At 34.2% G+C, this 16151-nt stretch carries 12 protein-coding genes; 3 read left to right on the top strand and 9 right to left on the bottom strand.

Features of this window, described 5'->3' with window-relative positions:
* Nucleotides 1–43: 43 nt before the first annotated feature.
* Genes LBV24_RS00350 through LBV24_RS00340 form a run of 3 tightly spaced genes read right to left on the bottom strand, consistent with a single transcriptional unit; the run spans nucleotide 44 to nucleotide 1240 of the window.
* Complete coding sequence (locus LBV24_RS00350) at nucleotides 44–337, bottom strand: winged helix-turn-helix domain-containing protein (protein ID WP_224476620.1); 294 nt, start codon at nucleotides 335–337, stop codon at nucleotides 44–46.
* A gap of 5 nt (nucleotides 338–342) precedes the next feature.
* Nucleotides 343–624 (bottom strand): hypothetical protein, encoded by a 282-nt coding sequence (locus tag LBV24_RS00345; protein ID WP_224476619.1) that lies wholly within the window; start codon nucleotides 622–624, stop codon nucleotides 343–345.
* 7 nt (nucleotides 625–631) lie between these two features.
* A complete protein-coding gene (locus LBV24_RS00340) occupies nucleotides 632–1240 on the bottom strand; it encodes a hypothetical protein (RefSeq protein ID WP_224476618.1) in 609 nt (202 codons plus the stop codon).
* Between the two features lie 104 nt (nucleotides 1241–1344).
* Here LBV24_RS00340 and LBV24_RS00335 point away from each other — a divergent pair, with 104 nt between their 5' ends.
* A complete protein-coding gene (locus LBV24_RS00335) occupies nucleotides 1345–1698 on the top strand; it encodes a hypothetical protein (RefSeq protein WP_224476617.1) in 354 nt (117 codons plus the stop codon).
* Between the two features lie 16 nt (nucleotides 1699–1714).
* Here the strand turns inward: LBV24_RS00335 and LBV24_RS00330 are convergent, their stop codons facing one another.
* The 4 genes from LBV24_RS00330 to LBV24_RS00315 are packed head-to-tail and all read right to left on the bottom strand — an operon-like array spanning nucleotide 1715 to nucleotide 12164.
* Complete coding sequence (locus LBV24_RS00330; protein ID WP_224476616.1) at nucleotides 1715–2755, bottom strand: adenylate/guanylate cyclase domain-containing response regulator; 1041 nt, start codon at nucleotides 2753–2755, stop codon at nucleotides 1715–1717.
* Nucleotides 2755–3129 carry a response regulator gene (locus LBV24_RS00325; RefSeq protein WP_224476615.1) on the bottom strand — a complete coding sequence of 125 codons (375 nt, stop codon included), beginning with the start codon at nucleotides 3127–3129 and terminating at the stop codon, nucleotides 2755–2757. The genes LBV24_RS00330 and LBV24_RS00325 overlap by 1 nt, the downstream gene beginning before the upstream one ends.
* Nucleotides 3126–5147: a tetratricopeptide repeat protein gene (locus tag LBV24_RS00320; RefSeq protein ID WP_224476614.1), complete on the bottom strand. Its 2022-nt coding sequence runs from the start codon at nucleotides 5145–5147 to the stop codon at nucleotides 3126–3128. Before LBV24_RS00320 ends, LBV24_RS00325 begins: the two co-directional genes overlap by 4 nt.
* 12 nt (nucleotides 5148–5159) lie before the next feature.
* Entirely contained in the window at nucleotides 5160–12164 is a 7005-nt protein-coding gene (locus tag LBV24_RS00315; protein WP_224476613.1) for an ATP-binding protein, read from the bottom strand.
* Between the two features lie 194 nt (nucleotides 12165–12358).
* Here LBV24_RS00315 and LBV24_RS00310 point away from each other — a divergent pair, with 194 nt between their 5' ends.
* Nucleotides 12359–12739, top strand: a complete 381-nt coding sequence (locus LBV24_RS00310; RefSeq protein ID WP_224476612.1) for a DUF1801 domain-containing protein — start codon at nucleotides 12359–12361, stop codon at nucleotides 12737–12739.
* On the opposite strand, the gene kdsA is transcribed toward LBV24_RS00310, so the two are convergent.
* Together kdsA and LBV24_RS00300 are read right to left on the bottom strand one after the other, a co-directional pair.
* Nucleotides 12736–13554, bottom strand: a complete 819-nt coding sequence (kdsA, locus tag LBV24_RS00305) for a 3-deoxy-8-phosphooctulonate synthase (protein ID WP_224477145.1) — start codon at nucleotides 13552–13554, stop codon at nucleotides 12736–12738. The two genes, LBV24_RS00310 and kdsA, sit on opposite strands and share 4 nt — an antisense overlap.
* Before the next feature lie 54 nt (nucleotides 13555–13608).
* Entirely contained in the window at nucleotides 13609–13968 is a 360-nt protein-coding gene (locus LBV24_RS00300) for a hypothetical protein (RefSeq protein WP_224476611.1), read from the bottom strand.
* A 194-nt stretch (nucleotides 13969–14162) separates the two neighbouring features.
* On the opposite strand from LBV24_RS00300, the gene typA reads away from it, so the two are divergent.
* Nucleotides 14163–15962 carry a translational GTPase TypA gene (typA, locus tag LBV24_RS00295; protein ID WP_224476610.1) on the top strand — a complete coding sequence of 600 codons (1800 nt, stop codon included), beginning with the start codon at nucleotides 14163–14165 and terminating at the stop codon, nucleotides 15960–15962.
* Nucleotides 15963–16151: the final 189 nt, after the last annotated feature.

The following is a 16151-nucleotide window of genomic DNA, read 5'->3' as shown; positions in this document are numbered from 1 at the left end:
AAAGTACTTTGTATTTCAAAGTAAATACGTAAAAAAATAGGTTTTAGGATGTCTTAATTAATTTTTCTAATGCTTCAATATGTTTTTTAAACTCGGCCTTTCCCAGTTTGGTTGCGCTATATCGTGTGTTTGGCTTTCGACCAATAAATTGTTTTTCTACCATAATATATTCTGCTTTTTCCAACGCTTTTGTATGGCTTGCCAGATTACCGTCGGTTGCACCAAGTAATTCCTTTAGCGTATTAAAATCTGCATGTTCGTTAACCATTAAAATAGACATTATTCCAAGTCTTATCCTATGGTCAAAAAGCTTATTAATATTTGTTATAATACTCATAAATATTAGCTACCAGCAATTGGAGATCCAAATATACCTACTGACATTTCCATCCAGATTAGCAAAAGTAAAACTATGACTGTTACTATTAGTAAAGTCTTGTGCTTTTTTGATTTTGTTAGAATTAATTCTAGTAATATACCTGTTCCTAATAATAGTATTCCGGCGATTATAAAATCTCCAATGTCCCAATTTACTTCCGAGGTAAATTGCATTGCAATTAAAGGAATTATTAATATAACAATTGCAATACCCAAAATTATGCCTAAACGTTTACTAATAACCATATTAATTTTATTTAGAGTCGTATTTAAAGTGCATCCATGTTCCGTAAACTATATGCATTATTCCAAAACCAGCTACCCAAAGCCAAAAACCGTAACCAGGATAAAATGCGGCAATTAACCCAAGAATAATCTCAATAAACCCTAAGTATTTAATGTCTCCAATACTGTATTTTGAAGCATTTACTAGGGCAAGTCCATAAAAAATTAGCATCAAACCTGCAGTTTGTCCATAGCGACCTTGACCTAGAATAATGATGCAGTACAAACCACCAACTATCAAAGGAATTAAAAAATTGAATAACAATCGCTTTGATGAATTGTCCCAAATTTTTTCTCCGTTTTTCTTAGCCTTTCTAGTGGTAAGAAAAATACCTGTAACAATACTTAATAAAGCTACGGCCAAAAGTATGAGCATTGAAGTTCTAAATACCCAACCATCGAGGATCAAGGTACCATAACTGTATGTGTTTACAAGATGATAAGTTATTGATGCGCCTATTAAAGCATATATTCCTGCTAGGATACCTGATAAACCACTTAAGGAAATAAAGCGAGATGATTTATTCATTAAGTTTTTAATCTCGCTAATGTCTTTTAAATAATCTTCGTTGCTCATAATTAGAAAAGTACTTTGAAATACAAAGTAAAATAAATTATTTCATTACCACAAATAAATTCTAAGTTATTCTTAAATTTATAATGAACTTAAATTTTACGACTATGGTTGGGATTGTATTGACAATTGCAAATATTGCGGGTGGTATACTTCTAGGACTTGCTACATTAGATAAATGGGATGGCGAGAGTAACTTTTTTAATAAAATTGCCAGCTCATTAGCACCATTTCAAACAGTAATTGGTGGTGTTTTGGTCATTTTACCCTTAATTACATTTTGGAATAATTTATTGTTTAATATCGTAAGCATATTAGGAGGTATATTATTACTTACCCATGTTTTTGGAAAAGTTCCGGCGCTAGAAACTACTTTGAGAAAACTGTCCGATCAATTAATGCCATTTAAGGCCATAATTGGGATAGCACTGTTGGTTATAGGGATATTACGGATTTTTTAATTTGCTAAAAAAATGTCTATTCAATCACTTCGTATATAGTTACTGGTGCAGTTTTGTTTTTTAATTGCACAGTACCAACTTTATTACATTTAAAGGACTCTTTGACCTTTTCATAGCAATCTTCTGAAATGATTATTTGATTTGGTTTAGCTGTGTCCTCTAGTCTTGCTGCAGTATTAACATTGTCTCCAATTACGGTATAGTCTAATCTTTTTAAACTTACCGAACCAATATTACCAGACACCATTTCACCACTTTTAATACCAATAGATACCTTTGGTATAAAGCCAACATCTTCTCCGATTTCGGTCAAATCGTTTAATTTGTCCCTTACAGCAAGTGCTACATCAATAGCTCTGTCAAGGTGGTATTCTCCTCTGAATACTGCCATAATTGCATCACCAATAAATTTATCTATATAACCTTTCTGATCAATGATCTCTTTAACTATTTCATCAAAATAGGCATTGATCATCTTAACCACTTTATCTGCAGCGGTCGTTTCACTAATACTTGTAAAATCACAAATGTCTATAAACATTACAGTCCCCTCAATGGTTTCATTAGTCATCATAGTAGTCTCAAACTCTTTGTTTCCCATAAAGTTCAATACATTCTCATCTACATACATTTTAAGAATGTTGTTTTCTTTTATTGCTTGTAGCGTTTCCTTGAGATGTCTTGCATGTTCTATGGTTTTTTCCATGGTTATGGTTAAATCCTCAAAGTTTATTGGTTTTGTAATAAAATCAAAAGCTCCCCTATTCATGGCTGTTCTAATATTATCCATATCACCATAGGCAGATACAATTACCGACTTTATTAATGGACTCAATTCGCTTAATTCTGAGAGTAGGGTAAGACCATCCATTTCTGGCATATTTATATCACTTAAAACGATATCTACCTCAGGGTTTTGGTTAATCTTAACTAAAGCATCTTTTCCGTTTATTGCAAATAGGAATTCATATTCCTGTGACCTAATTTTTTTTCGGAATTTCTGTTTTATAAGTACTTCTAAATCCGTTTCGTCATCAACTACTAATATCTTAGCCATTATATATTCTGTATTAGTTTTTCTTTTAATAATTTAAAATCTACTGGTTTAGTGATGAAATCATCAGCTCCAAGTTCTTTGGCAGTATTATAATTCTCATCATCACCATACGCTGTTACCATCATTACAACAGGAGGAGGAGCTATAAAGTCTTTCTTAATAATCTCTAATAGTTGAAGTCCACTCATTCCTGGCATGTTAATATCGGATAGGATAAGAACAGCTTCATGTTCCATATTTCGAAGTGTTTCTAGTGCTTCTTCTCCAGAAAATGCAAATACAAAGTTGAGTTCACCTTTTCTAATTTCTTTTCTAAACCGTTGCTGAAAAAGAAGTTGAACATCGTGTTCGTCGTCTACTACTAATATCTTCATGATTTTTTGGTTTTAATAGGTAATGTGATTTTAAATTCAGTGAACTCACCAGTTTTGGTATATACTTCTAATTGACCATTGTGTGCTTTAATAATATCATAACTCATAGATAAGCCTAGTCCAGTACCCTTACCAGTGGGTTTTGTTGTAAAAAAAGGTTCAAAAATTTTACTCACTACTTCGCTCGGTATGCCATTACCATTGTCTTTTATAGCCACAGTAATACTATTTTTTAATCTTTTAGTAGTTAAAGATATTGTTGGTTTATAATCATTAGACTCAGTGGTGGATTGGCGTTCATTTACAGCATAAAATGCATTGGTGAATAAATTTAAAATTACGCGACCAATTTCTTGGCTCACAACATTTATTACTCCTAGTTTAGGGTCAAAATCTGTTTCAAGTGTAGCATTAAAACTTTTGTCCTTAGCACGTAGGCCGTGATAGGCTAATCGCATAAACTCATCAGTGAGTTTATTGAGGTCTACAAGTTCCTTTTCCCCAGAATTATTACGACTATGTTGTAACATTCCTTTTACAATACCATCAGCTCGCTTACCATGATGGTTTATTTTCTCTAAGTTTTGCTTCACATCATTGGCAATGGCCTTTCCCTCTTCAATATCTCCATTGTCTAATTCTTCTAACATTTCATCAATAAGCTCATTGCTAACCTCAGCGAAATTATTGACGAAGTTAAGTGGGTTTTGAATCTCGTGGGCAATGCCAGCAGTAAGTTCCCCTAGACTCGCCATTTTCTCTGATTGGATTAATTGTGATTGTGTAGATTTAAGATCGGATAAGGTGGTTTCTAATGCATCTTTCTGCTCAATAATAAGTTGGTTCTGAGATTGTAAAAGATTATTCTTTTTGCGAGATCGTTTATAATAGAACAACAATAATCCTAAAATGACCACACTAAATGAAAACAGAATGATATAAATGGTATTCTGTATTTGTTTTTTCTCAATATCAAGTTGCTGTGCTTCAAGCTCCAAATCTTTCTTTTCAATTATATAATCACTTTCTAATTGTGAGAATTGATTTTCTTTTTCGGCAGTGAAGAGGCTGTCTTTAAGAGAATAATATTTTTCTAAAAACTCAGCTTGTTTTTTGTAATCTGGTTGTTTGCCGTACATCGTGGCCAAGTCCTTGTAATCTTGTAACAGTATTTGTTGTGACCCGACGATGTTTGCATAATCTATACTTTTATTGAATGCTTCTTCACCAGATTTATAATCTTGTTTTTGAGCATGGGCTGAGGCAATATTGTTATATAATATACCAAGAGAAAAATCGTTTTTTTCTTCCTCATAGATGTTTAATGCCTGTTTATAATAGTTAAGGGCATCATTAGTATTTCCAATATGCTTGTATGTAAGTCCTAGATTTGTGAGAGCAGCTGCAATAGAGTTTTTGTTTTTTATTTGTTGGGCTATTTTAAGACTCTTTTTTAAGTAAACGATTGCAGAATCGTAGGATTTTCTTTGGTCATATATAACCCCCTTGTGGCTATAAAAATTGCCCAATTGAACACTGTCGTTTCCTTTTAAAACCAAATCTTCTGCATAATCTAAATATTGAGCTTGTTTGTCTACATCCTCGTCTGAGATATAAAGATTAGATATGCCCATATAAGTATTAACTAAACGCCAATCATCTTTTAATTTTTCATAAATACGTGCGGCATCGAGGTAGTTTTCTATTGCATTTGGTAATTCTTGTTTAACACTAAAGGTATAGCCAATACTGTAAAATAAGTTCGCTAATTGCAAACTATCATTAGAGCGTTTGGCGGCAATTACACCATCATTAAAATAATTTATAGCTTTTTCCTGATTACTATGCTGATAAAAATAGCCCAATTGTTTATTTGCATAAACTCGAGTACTGTCATGTGTGGCAACTTCTAATTGTTGCAGTAAGTCTTTAACACGATCGTTTTGAGCATAGATTAACCCAATAGAAAAAATAAAAAGTAGGCAAGCAATACCTATATTTAACTTTCTGTTTGACATAGTTTCTCTTTATTATAGTGGCAGTTCAATTTTAAATATTGTGCCTTTTCCTTGATCTGACTTTACCATTAATTTTCCGCCATGACCTTTGGTAATTATATCATAACTTAAGGATAATCCTAAACCTGTACCTTCACCTGTAGGTTTGGTAGTAAAGAAAGGCTGAAATATTTTTTCCTTTACAGACTCTGGCATACCGTTACCATTGTCTTCGACACTAATTTCTACAAAATCTTTTATGCGTTTTGTACTAATAGATACTGTTGGCTTATAACCTTCAATCCCTGTTTTTTTCTTTTCATTAACCACATAAAACGCGTTAGTTAACAGGTTAAGAATAACACGCCCAACGTCTTGAGGTATTATGTTAATGTTTTGCATAGAATCGTCAAAATCTGTCACCAATTCTGCATTAAAGGATTGATCCTTGGCACGTAAACCATGATAAGCTAACCGAAGATATTCTTCTGCCAATGCATTAATATCAGTAGGTTCTTTTTTATCGCCACTGGCACGACTGTGCTGCAACATACCCTTTACAATACTATCTGCGCGCTGACCATGATGGTTTATTTTATCTAGATTCTGCACCACATCATCCATAATGGCTTTAGCCTCTTCTAAATCGCCATTTTCAATCTCTTCTTGCATTTCTTCGAGCAGTTCTTTACTCACGTCAGAGAAATTATTGACAAAGTTGAGTGGATTCTGTATCTCGTGCGCGATACCTGCGGTGAGCTCACCAAGCGATGCCATTTTTTCAGCTTGGATAAGCTGAGATTGTGTTGCTTTTAGGTCAGATAGTACAACTTCTAAACGTTCTTTTTCTTTTCTGATCAAGTCAGATTGGGCTTCTGCTTTTTTTAAGTCTAGAAAACGTGTATAGGTTTGTTCAAACACTTGCCCAAAGCGTTTAAATATACCATGAGCCTCTGGTACAGCTTCATAGGTAATGAACATGACATAACCATGTTCGAAAAAAACAATATGGAAAATTTGAAAGGTTGGTAATTCAATTCCTTTAGCATCAAAATCTGATAAGATTTCTCCGATAATAGGTAGTGTTTTCATAAAGTCGTAATGCTTTACAAGTGCTTTACCACCTAATTCTTCTACATGAAAGGCTTCTCCATTTTTTAATGGCTTTTCAAAATTATAACCTTCGCCAACAGTTGGTAATGAAAATCCTTTTTGAATTTCTCCTTCACTACTCATATTGCACCAAGTACTTTTTTTTGTTTTGTCTTCCCAAATACAATAACCTGCACTCCATGCAGGTATGCCCAATTCTTGTACTTGTAAAAACAAATTGTTAGCTGCTTTTGGTAACTCATCACTATGTTGCATAGCCATGGTTCGCGAACGTACTTTTTCTAAGGCAGTTTCTATTTGCGCTTCTCTTGCCAGCGCTTCTGCTTTTTGTAGATCTAAGAATCGTATATAGGCTTGTTCAAAAACATTTGCAAAACGTTTCATTATGTCTGCATCATTTTCAGAAGGTACATCTCCGGTTAATGAGGGTATAATAATAGCTGAATTTTTTGACCAAGCGGCTGATAGATTATGGCTGTCAGCCTGAAGGACAAACTGTTTGTAATCCTCAGGCATTTTCTTATAATCACTATTTTCAAAGGCTTGTTGAAAAAAATCATTTTTCGCTTCTACTGTAAATTCTTTTGAAAAATAGGTATCACCTTTGATTTTGGAATCCCAAGCATCGTTAAAAATAGGATTATCAAAATACGGCACAAAATAACGTCCTGAAGATGAGAAGTCATCAACAGCAATCCAATGCACAACATCTTTGTTGTCTGGGAAGTAAGTGCAAAGTATAACTCCTCCTGCATCAAATATAACTCCCAGTTCTTTTAGTTTTTCTGCCACCACAGCTACCACTTCCTGTAGTTCCTCTGGTTTATGCATTGCTAAGGAACGTGAACGGACTTTTTCTAAAGCATTCTCTATTTGCGCCTCTCTAGCCTGTGCTTCTGCTTTTTGCAGATCTAAGAAACGTGCATAGGTTTGTTCAAATACCCTCGTAAACCTAGCGAGTAAAGTCTCTTCTTCTTCATTAAGTTGAGAGCCTGAAACCAGGTGTAAGTATCCATGTGAAAAATTAAAGCAATAAAATACAGTTGGGTCAGGGAATTGATTAAGAACCATTTCTTCTGCCTCTTTTGAATTAAATGTGGTAATGGCATATTCAAGATGTTTTCTTCGTTCTTTACCAGTTACTGTTTGGTGGAATACCGGTTGTTGATTTTTCCATGCCTCGTAACGTGCGTCAAAATAGACGTCTCCAGTTAAAGGAAGATAGAATAACCCTAAAGAGTCTCCACCTGGACTTGTAACCCAAGTGGATTGCAAATTAGTTTTCTCATTAATTTCTACATAACCACAAGTTGCAAAATTGGTAACGCCAAGTGCAATAAGTTCTTTATATAAAAGAACCACTACATCTTTAACTTCTTCACCTTTCTGCATGGCCATGGTTCGGCTTCTCACTTTTTCTAAAGCAGCCTCAATCTTTGCTTCTCTAGTTTGTGCTTCGGCTTTTTGAAGGTCTTCAAAACGTTTATAAGCTAAATCAAATGCGGCACCCATTTTGGTTAAAATGGTTTCCATTTCGTCTGAAGGTGCATTTAATAAGTCGATAACCAATTTTCCGTTATTCAATTTTTTTACGGCATGATGTAATCGCTCTAAATTTGATGTTTTAGTGTGTTGTTCAACTTCATTGGCAATGTCTTCTAAATTATTTTCTCTGAGCCATTCTACAATTCTTTTTAAGTCTTTTGCATCTTGTACTTCTAAAAAATAATTTTCGGGATTATCCCAAACACGTTTCACATATAAATTGGGATCTTTTTTCTTTAGCTTAAATGTAATATCAAAAGGGATTTGATAACCATCAATGTCGTTCTCTTTTTCTAGTGTAGAAAGATCCCACATTCTTACTTTATCTTCTTCTTCACTTAAAAAAATAGTAGCAGCAATCACATCAGGAATATCCAATGCCATCACTTCTTCTTTAAGTTTGGCAACCACTTCCATAATCTCTTCAGATTTATGCATAGCCAAGGCTTTAGCCCTTACACGTTCCACAGCTAAATTAATTTGTGCTTCTCGGGTTTGAGCTTCTGCTTTCACTACATCATCATATCGCGTATAGGTAAGGTCTACAACATTTGTAAAACGTTTTAAAATTTCAACTTTATCTTCTGGTAGTGGTGATTCACCTAAAAATTCTAAATAACCATGAGTCATCGCAAACTGTGAATAGCAAAGGCTTTTAACCTTTTTCCAAGAATCAATAAATTCTTTTGGCGCGTGTCTAAAGTCTGTTTCGGTAAATACTCTTTGCCACCATGTCTTTAATAATTTTCCCGAGAGTACTCCAGAGCGATATTTAATCCCATTTTTAAAATCCTTAAAAAGATTTTCTAACAAAGGATGGTCTATATACTGTAATTTAACACTAGATGGTTGTGCAGAACCTAAAGGACCCGCGCTCCAAAATATCAAATCTTTTTGATTAGTGTCATAAGCTACAATACTGCATTCCGTCAAATTAATTTCCAAGTTTTTTAATTCTTTAAAAATGGTTTGTATCACTTGGTCTAATTCAATGCTACTACGAATAGCCATTGCGCGACTTCTAACCCTTTCTAAAGCTGTTTCAATTTGTGCTTCTCTAGCTTGTTCTTCAGCTTTTTGTAAATCAAGGAAGCGTGTGTATGTTTGTTCGAAAACTTTTGAGAATCGTTGTAAAATTTCCTCTTCTTCTTTAGTTGCTTTAACCACATTCGATTTACTTATGCAACCATATTTATTGTTAGCATCTACAAACTCAAATTGGTTTAATTTTAATTTATTTTGAATGGTCATAAAATAATTGGATGCAGTAACGTCATCACAAACTTTCATAAACTGATTAACTTCTTCTTTAGATGTCAAATGAATATATGAAAATGGAAGCCCATCTTTCCATGATTTAATAGTAGTATCTTCAAAAAGTTCACTTTGCATTTTAAAATGTTTAGGGTCTTCATACACACCTTCAAGTGGTGAGAACCAAACATCTACATAACCTTCTTCTACATGAAAAATAGTTATCCATGATTGAACAAATTCAATATTTAATTTCTTAAGCTGCTCAAAATAAACCATAACAACTTCAAATAAATCTTCTGTTTTATGCATCGCCATTGAAGCACTTCTCAAGCGCTCCAAAGCAGCCTCTATCTCAGCTTCTCTAATCTGTGCTTCGGCTTTTTGGAGATCTAAAAATCGAGTATAGGCTTGCTCAAAAACTTTTGCAAATCGCGAAAGGATATCTATGTTTTCAAAATGTTGTAAAGAGGATGCTAGGATGTAACCGTTTTTAAAAGAAGCACCATAATCTATTTCCCATGGCGGTGCAGCAGGCATAGGTGCATTCCGAGACTCTAAATCTTTAAGCGCTACTTGTGCTGAAGGAAGGTTAAAAATATCTTCAAAATGTTGTTCTATAAAATCACTCGGAATTTCTATAGAAAATAGTTCTTCACCTTTTTTCCATTGGTCATAACGGTATTGGTGGATGTAGTCTAAATCTATAGGTACAATAATGGGACTTAACATACCACCATTTGGTATACTATGCCATTGTTCTACATGGCCTTCGTGTTTATCACAAAATACAATACCTGTAGCAAATAAGTCTTCGCCTAAATTTCGTAATTGATTAAACATTTCTGTTGTAACTGCACCAAAATCGTTAGTACTTTGCATTCCCATAGAATGTGAACGTACGCGCTCTAAGGCGGTTTCAATTTGTGCTTCTCTTGCTTGCGCTTCTGCTTTTTGAAGGTCGCGAAAACGTGTATACGTTTGCTGAAATACTTTGCCAAAGCGCATTAAAATTTTATTCTCAGCCTCTGAAAAAGGAATGCCTGCATAATTCTCGATATATAGCCCAACATTATCTGATAGCATTGTGGATATCGCTAAGCCATCAAAACTGAAATAGGTTGCTTTTGTTTCTTCTGGCAAATCTGGAATAAACTCAAAAAGGTCTTTGTAAAATTTGTTTTTTTCTTCAAAATCCAATTGATTAGCGAAGAAATTTAGTCCCTTTTTTTTGGCATTATTAAAACTGTTCCAATGAGCACAATCAAAATATGGAAGTACAATTTTTGGAAATATAGCATTTTTGTCTGCTAGCCAAATATGCATATCATCATTTTCTTTATAATCTATAATAAAACCAGCATGTTCAACATTAATACCTAAATGTATAAATTGGTCATATATTACTTGAATAACTTCTTTGAGTTCATTACTATCATGCATAGCTATACTTTTTGAGCGAACACGCTCTAAAGCTGCTTCTATTTGAGCTTCTTTCGCTTGAGCTTCTGCTTTTTGGAGGTCGAGGAAACGTGTGTAGGTTTGCTCGAAGACTTTCGCAAAACGTTTAAAAACGTCATGTGAATCTGGAACATGCTCTTTGGTTATGAACAGTAAATACCCATATTTAAAATAAACGACATGATCTATTTGATAGGTCGGAAAGCCGTCGTTTGTTTCTTTTAATTTTAATAGAACATCTCCTATTACTGGAAGCGTACTCATATATTCGTAATGCGCTACACATGCTTTACCTGAAAATTCTTTAATATAAAGTGATTCCCCTTTTTTGCCTTTATTGTAATAATCTTTAAATATGCCTTTATGTGGAACGGTATAGGTTGGTAAAACACCTTTTTCGTTTCCAAACCATTCCGTAGATTCTTTTTCTCCATAAATATTAAAGGCACAACCCCAAGTTTCAATGCCTAACGCTCGTACCTGCTGATCTAATAAGAATGAAGTTTCTTGTAATTCATCACTATGTTGCATGGCCATAGTGCGACTTCTCACTTTTTCAAGTGCGAGTTCTATCTGCGTTTCTCGTGCTTGCTTTTCAGCCTTTTGAAGGTCTAGAAAACGTTTATGCGCGAGGTCAAATACTCCTGCGAAACGGACTAAAATTTCTAAATCTTCTTTTGGTGGGTTTTTTACAATTCCTGGTAAACTATAACCAATCTCACCATGCGTGGTTCTTGCCATGATAAAGGTTAATCCTCCTATATGCTTAAGATCGTCGTGACTTGGTGCTTGAGGATCTATATTTTTAAAATCACCAAGCTCAACCATTTTATCTACATAGTCTATAGATTCTTCCGTAGTCATTGCATACACAACGGTTGATTTTTTGCTTTTTTCCCATTTAGCGAGTAATGGGACGTCACCATGAATATGCCTTGGCAGAGTCATTACAAATCCAATTTTACTGCCATCTCCAGAGGTCATAGCTTTTTCGTAAGTTTCTTGTAACCACATCATGTGCCAGAAATAATGGGCTTCGTGACCGAGTTGAATGAACTCGTTGCGCATGGTAACGACAATGTCGAGTAGATCTGATGATGCTTTCATAGCAACAGCTTGTGCTCTAATACGCTCTAATGCACCTTCAATTTCTAGTTCGCGATTTTTGTGCTCTAATTGATGTGTGCGCTCTGATACGGCTTTTTGCAATCTTTCATTTTCTGCCTTTAAGACATCAAGACCAAATGCTTCACCTTCAGCAGCTTTCATGTCTGGGAAAGAACCATGTTGGTGAAGTACAAGCCAACCATTTTCTGTTTGTTCTATAAACGAAGACAATCTAAAAGGACCGTAAAACTCCCAATTGTTGTTATTCAGAACATACATGTCGGTAAACTCATTGACCATGACATGTTTTTCATATGTTATAACATCAATGCTTCGATTACGGAGTTCAACTTTATTTTTTAGTTGATCTAATATCTTTTTGGTGTAGTCGAGCACTTCTTGCTTATTATGCCATATTTCTTCCTCTGTCCCACCAATATTATAATAATCGTCACTGAGAAATTGAGACCACGTTTTAAGATCACCTTTTATATAGGTTTTCCAATAATTATCTAACCACTGATCTAATTCGTTTATTAATTGTTTGGTTAATTTCATTGCAATCCGCTGAATTGAGTTAAGTTTAATAATGTAATTATCTGTTCCAGATTTATCATTTGGATTGTGTTCTTTATAAATAAAGATGTGAGGTAAGTTTGATTTGATTGGTTATTGCTAAATTTAAGGAAAATACTGATGCTTATAAAAATATACCAGCCTATTTTGAAACAATACATGTATAGTTTTGCAATATGAATCCAGCTGAAACCTATATTCTTAAACAAGAAGAGCCTTATAGATCTATTTTATTACAACTTCAAGCTATTGTGGAAGCTATTCTTCCTAAACCCGAATTGCACTTTAAATGGCGAATACCATTTTATTATAATGGCAGTTTGCCAATTTGTTATCTTAATAAGTCAAAAGATTATGTAGATCTGGCCTTTTGGCACGGAGAAAAATTAGATAAATACAGAGAGCATTACGTAACTGCAAATAGAAAATCAGTTACATCTTTAAGATATAAATCGGTTGAAGATATAAATGATGAAGTGATTCTTTATGTCATTAATAAACAATTAGAAATAAATATAAATCCTTTTAAATTGATTTTAGGTTCAAAAAAAACCTAAAAAGAATTAACCAGTTTTCGAATAGCAACAAGATTTGTTAATAAACCTTCTAAGTTGTCTAAATGAAGCATATTAGCGCCATCACTTTTAGCATTAGACGGGTCAAAATGTGTTTCAATGAAAAGGCCATCAACATTATTAACTACACCTGCTCTTGCAATAGTTTCAATCATTTCCGGCCTACCACCTGTGACACCAATGGACTGATTTGGTTGTTGCAACGAATGGGTAACATCTAATACTGTTGGAGCATATTGTCGCATGGTAGGTATACCTCTGAAATCTACAATCATATCTTGGTATCCAAACATGGTGCCTCGATCTGTAATCCATGCATTTTCATTTCCGGCATCTTTCACTTTTTGTACAGCGTGCTTCATGGCTTCAGGGCTCATAAACTGGCCCTTCTTAAGGTTAACAACCTTGCCTGTTTTTGCGGCTGCAACTACTAAATCTGTTTGCCGGACTAAAAACGCAGGAATTTGCAATACATCAACATAATGTGAAGCCTTTGATGCATCAGATACTTCATGAATATCAGTTACAGTTGGTATATCAAAAGTTTCAGATACTTTCCTTAATATTTTAAGTGCTTTTTCATCTCCAATACCGGTAAAACTGTCAACTCTACTACGATTAGCTTTTTTGAAACTACCTTTAAAAACATAAGGGATTTCAAGTTTGTCTGTAATAGAAACGACTTTTTCTGCAATACGTAATGCCATGTCTTCTCCCTCTATGGCACAAGGACCACATAAAAGAAAAAAATTATTAGAATCTGAATGTTTTATTTTAGGAACTGTTATCAAAGCAATTGACTTAATATTAAGTCGCAAAGATAATATTTTAATGCCTAAAACATCTCGAGGTCAAAATTGCTTCTGAATACTATTGCGAATCATCCATAATGCCATAACAAAGCTACCTAATATAAATAGCCCAATACTTGTAAAAATTGAAGTTGTAGCGCCAAACCAGTTAACAACATCTAGTAATGCTAGTCCATAGGCCAATATTAAGTACGAGGATACACAAACAAAGATAATTCCTAATGAAAAATTGAGATTCCGGTTTGGTTTAATAAGTTGCCATATAAAAGGAATACCGAATAATAAAATTGGATAGGCAGAAATCCCTTCTGTTCTATTAGTATATGTAAACCAATATACTATTACCGAAATAAAATAAAGGTAAGGGATAAAACGAGTGTATTTACTAATTGCTTTCATCTGTTATTAATTGTTAAGGGTTCAGATGTAAAATGCCAGAAATTAGCGATTGGTTTGGAGCAGGCTTTTTACTATTAATCAAATCAATAACGTAAGATACGAACTCAAATTGCTTGTAAATGAAATAATAACATATAATTAACGATTTACAGCTAATTAGACTTACCTTTGCACGCTTAAAATCAGCATCAGTTATGACTAAGATTAAAAACATTGCAATAATTGCCCACGTAGACCATGGTAAAACTACTTTGGTAGATAAGATAATGTATCATTGCCAATTGTTCCGTGAGAATGAAAACACTGGTGATTTAATTCTTGATAATAATGATTTAGAACGTGAGAGAGGAATCACAATTACTTCTAAAAACGTCTCAGTTGTTTATAAGGATACCAAGATTAATATTATCGATACTCCTGGTCACGCCGATTTTGGTGGTGAGGTAGAGCGTGTTTTAAACATGGCGGATGGTGTTTTACTGTTAGTTGATGCTTTTGAAGGACCAATGCCACAGACAAGATTTGTACTGCAAAAGGCAATTGATTTGGGACTTAAACCATGTGTAGTCATAAACAAGGTTGATAAAGAAAATTGTACTCCAGATGAAGTACATGAAAAGGTGTTTGATTTAATGTTTGAACTTGGAGCAGAGGAATGGCAATTAGATTTCCCAACAGTTTATGGTTCTGCTAAACACAACTGGATGAGTGAAGATTGGCAGCAACCAACTACTAATATTGAACCATTGTTAGACATGGTAATTGATCATATACCTGAACCAAAAATTACCGAAGGTTCTACTCAAATGCTTATTACCTCATTAGATTTTTCATCATTTACAGGTCGAATTGCCATTGGTAGATTAACTAGAGGTGGTTTAAGAGCAAATCAACAAATTTCCTTAGTGAAACGCGATGGTTCTGTTGTAAAAAGTAAGATTAAAGAACTGCATACGTTTGAAGGTTTAGGACGCAAGAAAGTTGATGAAGTTCAATCGGGAGATATTTGTGCTATAGTTGGTTTAGAAGGATTTGAAATTGGAGATACTGTTGCAGATTTTGAAAACCCTGAAGGATTAAAAACTATCGCAATTGATGAGCCAACAATGAGCATGCTTTTTACCATTAATGATTCTCCATTTTTTGGGAAGGATGGTAAATTTGTAACCTCACGCCATATAAAAGAACGTCTTACAAAAGAGTTAGAAAAAAACTTAGCGTTAAGAGTTGAAGAGACTGATAGTGCAGATAAATTTATGGTTTTTGGCCGTGGTGTTTTACACTTATCGGTACTAATTGAAACAATGCGTAGAGAAGGGTATGAGCTTCAGATTGGTCAACCACAAGTAATCATTAAAGAAATTAATGGCGAAAAATGTGAACCATTTGAAGAGATGACCATAGATTTACCAGAAGCTGTTTCGGGTAAGGCCATTGAAATGGTAACTATGCGTAAAGGAGAAATGCTAAGTATGGAAGCCAAAGGTGATCGTATGGTATGTGAGTTTATAGTGCCTTCTCGTGGAATTATTGGCTTGAGAAATCAGCTATTAACAGCTACTGCTGGTGAAGCCATTATGGCACATAGATTTAAGGAATATAGACCGTTGAAGGGAGGAATTCCTGAACGACAAAATGGTTCTTTAGTATCTATGGAAAATGGTCAAGCAATTCCATATTCAATAGACAAGCTTCAAGAACGTGGGAAATTTTTCATAAACCCAGGAGAAGATATTTACGAAGGGCAAGTCATAGGTGAAAACTCTAGAGGTGATGATATGGTTGTTAATGTTACCAAGACCAAAAAATTGAGTAATGTAAGATCTGCTGGTGCAGATGACAAGGCTAAAATTGTACCTGCAATTAAATTTTCATTAGAGGAAGCCTTAGAATATATTCAGAAAGATGAATATGTTGAGGTAACACCAAATCACTTAAGATTACGTAAGATTTTATTAAAGGAAGTAGATCGTAAGCGATCAAAGAATATTTAATCCATTTTATTATGGAGCTGTTCGGCATCACTGGCACTGAATACATAGGCTATTTGGCCTCATTTATGGTTTTATTGTCCTTTACTATGAAAGAAGTTAAAAAGTTGAGGATAGTTAATATGACCGGTTGTGTTTTATTTGTACTCTATGGCTTTTTAATGCCTAGTTTAAGAATAGGACTCCCTATTA

The sequence above is a fragment of the Winogradskyella vincentii genome (genome assembly GCF_020166345.1).
GTDB lineage: Bacteria > Bacteroidota > Bacteroidia > Flavobacteriales > Flavobacteriaceae > Winogradskyella > Winogradskyella vincentii.
The sequence above is the reverse complement of the archived record's forward strand: the minus strand, read 5'-3'. Positions and strand labels throughout refer to the sequence as shown.

What these genes read in the sequence shown, in the direction of transcription:
- LBV24_RS00350 (WP_224476620.1), bottom strand. Translation starts at nt 337, where the DNA reads ATGAGTATTATAACAAATATTAATAAGCTTTTTGACCATAGGATAAGA.
- LBV24_RS00345 (WP_224476619.1), bottom strand. Translation starts at nt 624, where the DNA reads ATGGTTATTAGTAAACGTTTAGGCATAATTTTGGGTATTGCAATTGTT.
- LBV24_RS00340 (WP_224476618.1), bottom strand. Translation starts at nt 1,240, where the DNA reads ATGAGCAACGAAGATTATTTAAAAGACATTAGCGAGATTAAAAACTTA.
- LBV24_RS00335 (WP_224476617.1), top strand. Translation starts at nt 1,345, where the DNA reads ATGGTTGGGATTGTATTGACAATTGCAAATATTGCGGGTGGTATACTT.
- LBV24_RS00330 (WP_224476616.1), bottom strand. Translation starts at nt 2,755, where the DNA reads ATGGCTAAGATATTAGTAGTTGATGACGAAACGGATTTAGAAGTACTT.
- LBV24_RS00325 (WP_224476615.1), bottom strand. Translation starts at nt 3,129, where the DNA reads ATGAAGATATTAGTAGTAGACGACGAACACGATGTTCAACTTCTTTTT.
- LBV24_RS00320 (WP_224476614.1), bottom strand. Translation starts at nt 5,147, where the DNA reads ATGTCAAACAGAAAGTTAAATATAGGTATTGCTTGCCTACTTTTTATT.
- LBV24_RS00315 (WP_224476613.1), bottom strand. Translation starts at nt 12,164, where the DNA reads ATGAAATTAACCAAACAATTAATAAACGAATTAGATCAGTGGTTAGAT.
- LBV24_RS00310 (WP_224476612.1), top strand. Translation starts at nt 12,359, where the DNA reads ATGAATCCAGCTGAAACCTATATTCTTAAACAAGAAGAGCCTTATAGA.
- LBV24_RS00300 (WP_224476611.1), bottom strand. Translation starts at nt 13,968, where the DNA reads ATGAAAGCAATTAGTAAATACACTCGTTTTATCCCTTACCTTTATTTT.
- typA (WP_224476610.1), top strand. Translation starts at nt 14,163, where the DNA reads ATGACTAAGATTAAAAACATTGCAATAATTGCCCACGTAGACCATGGT.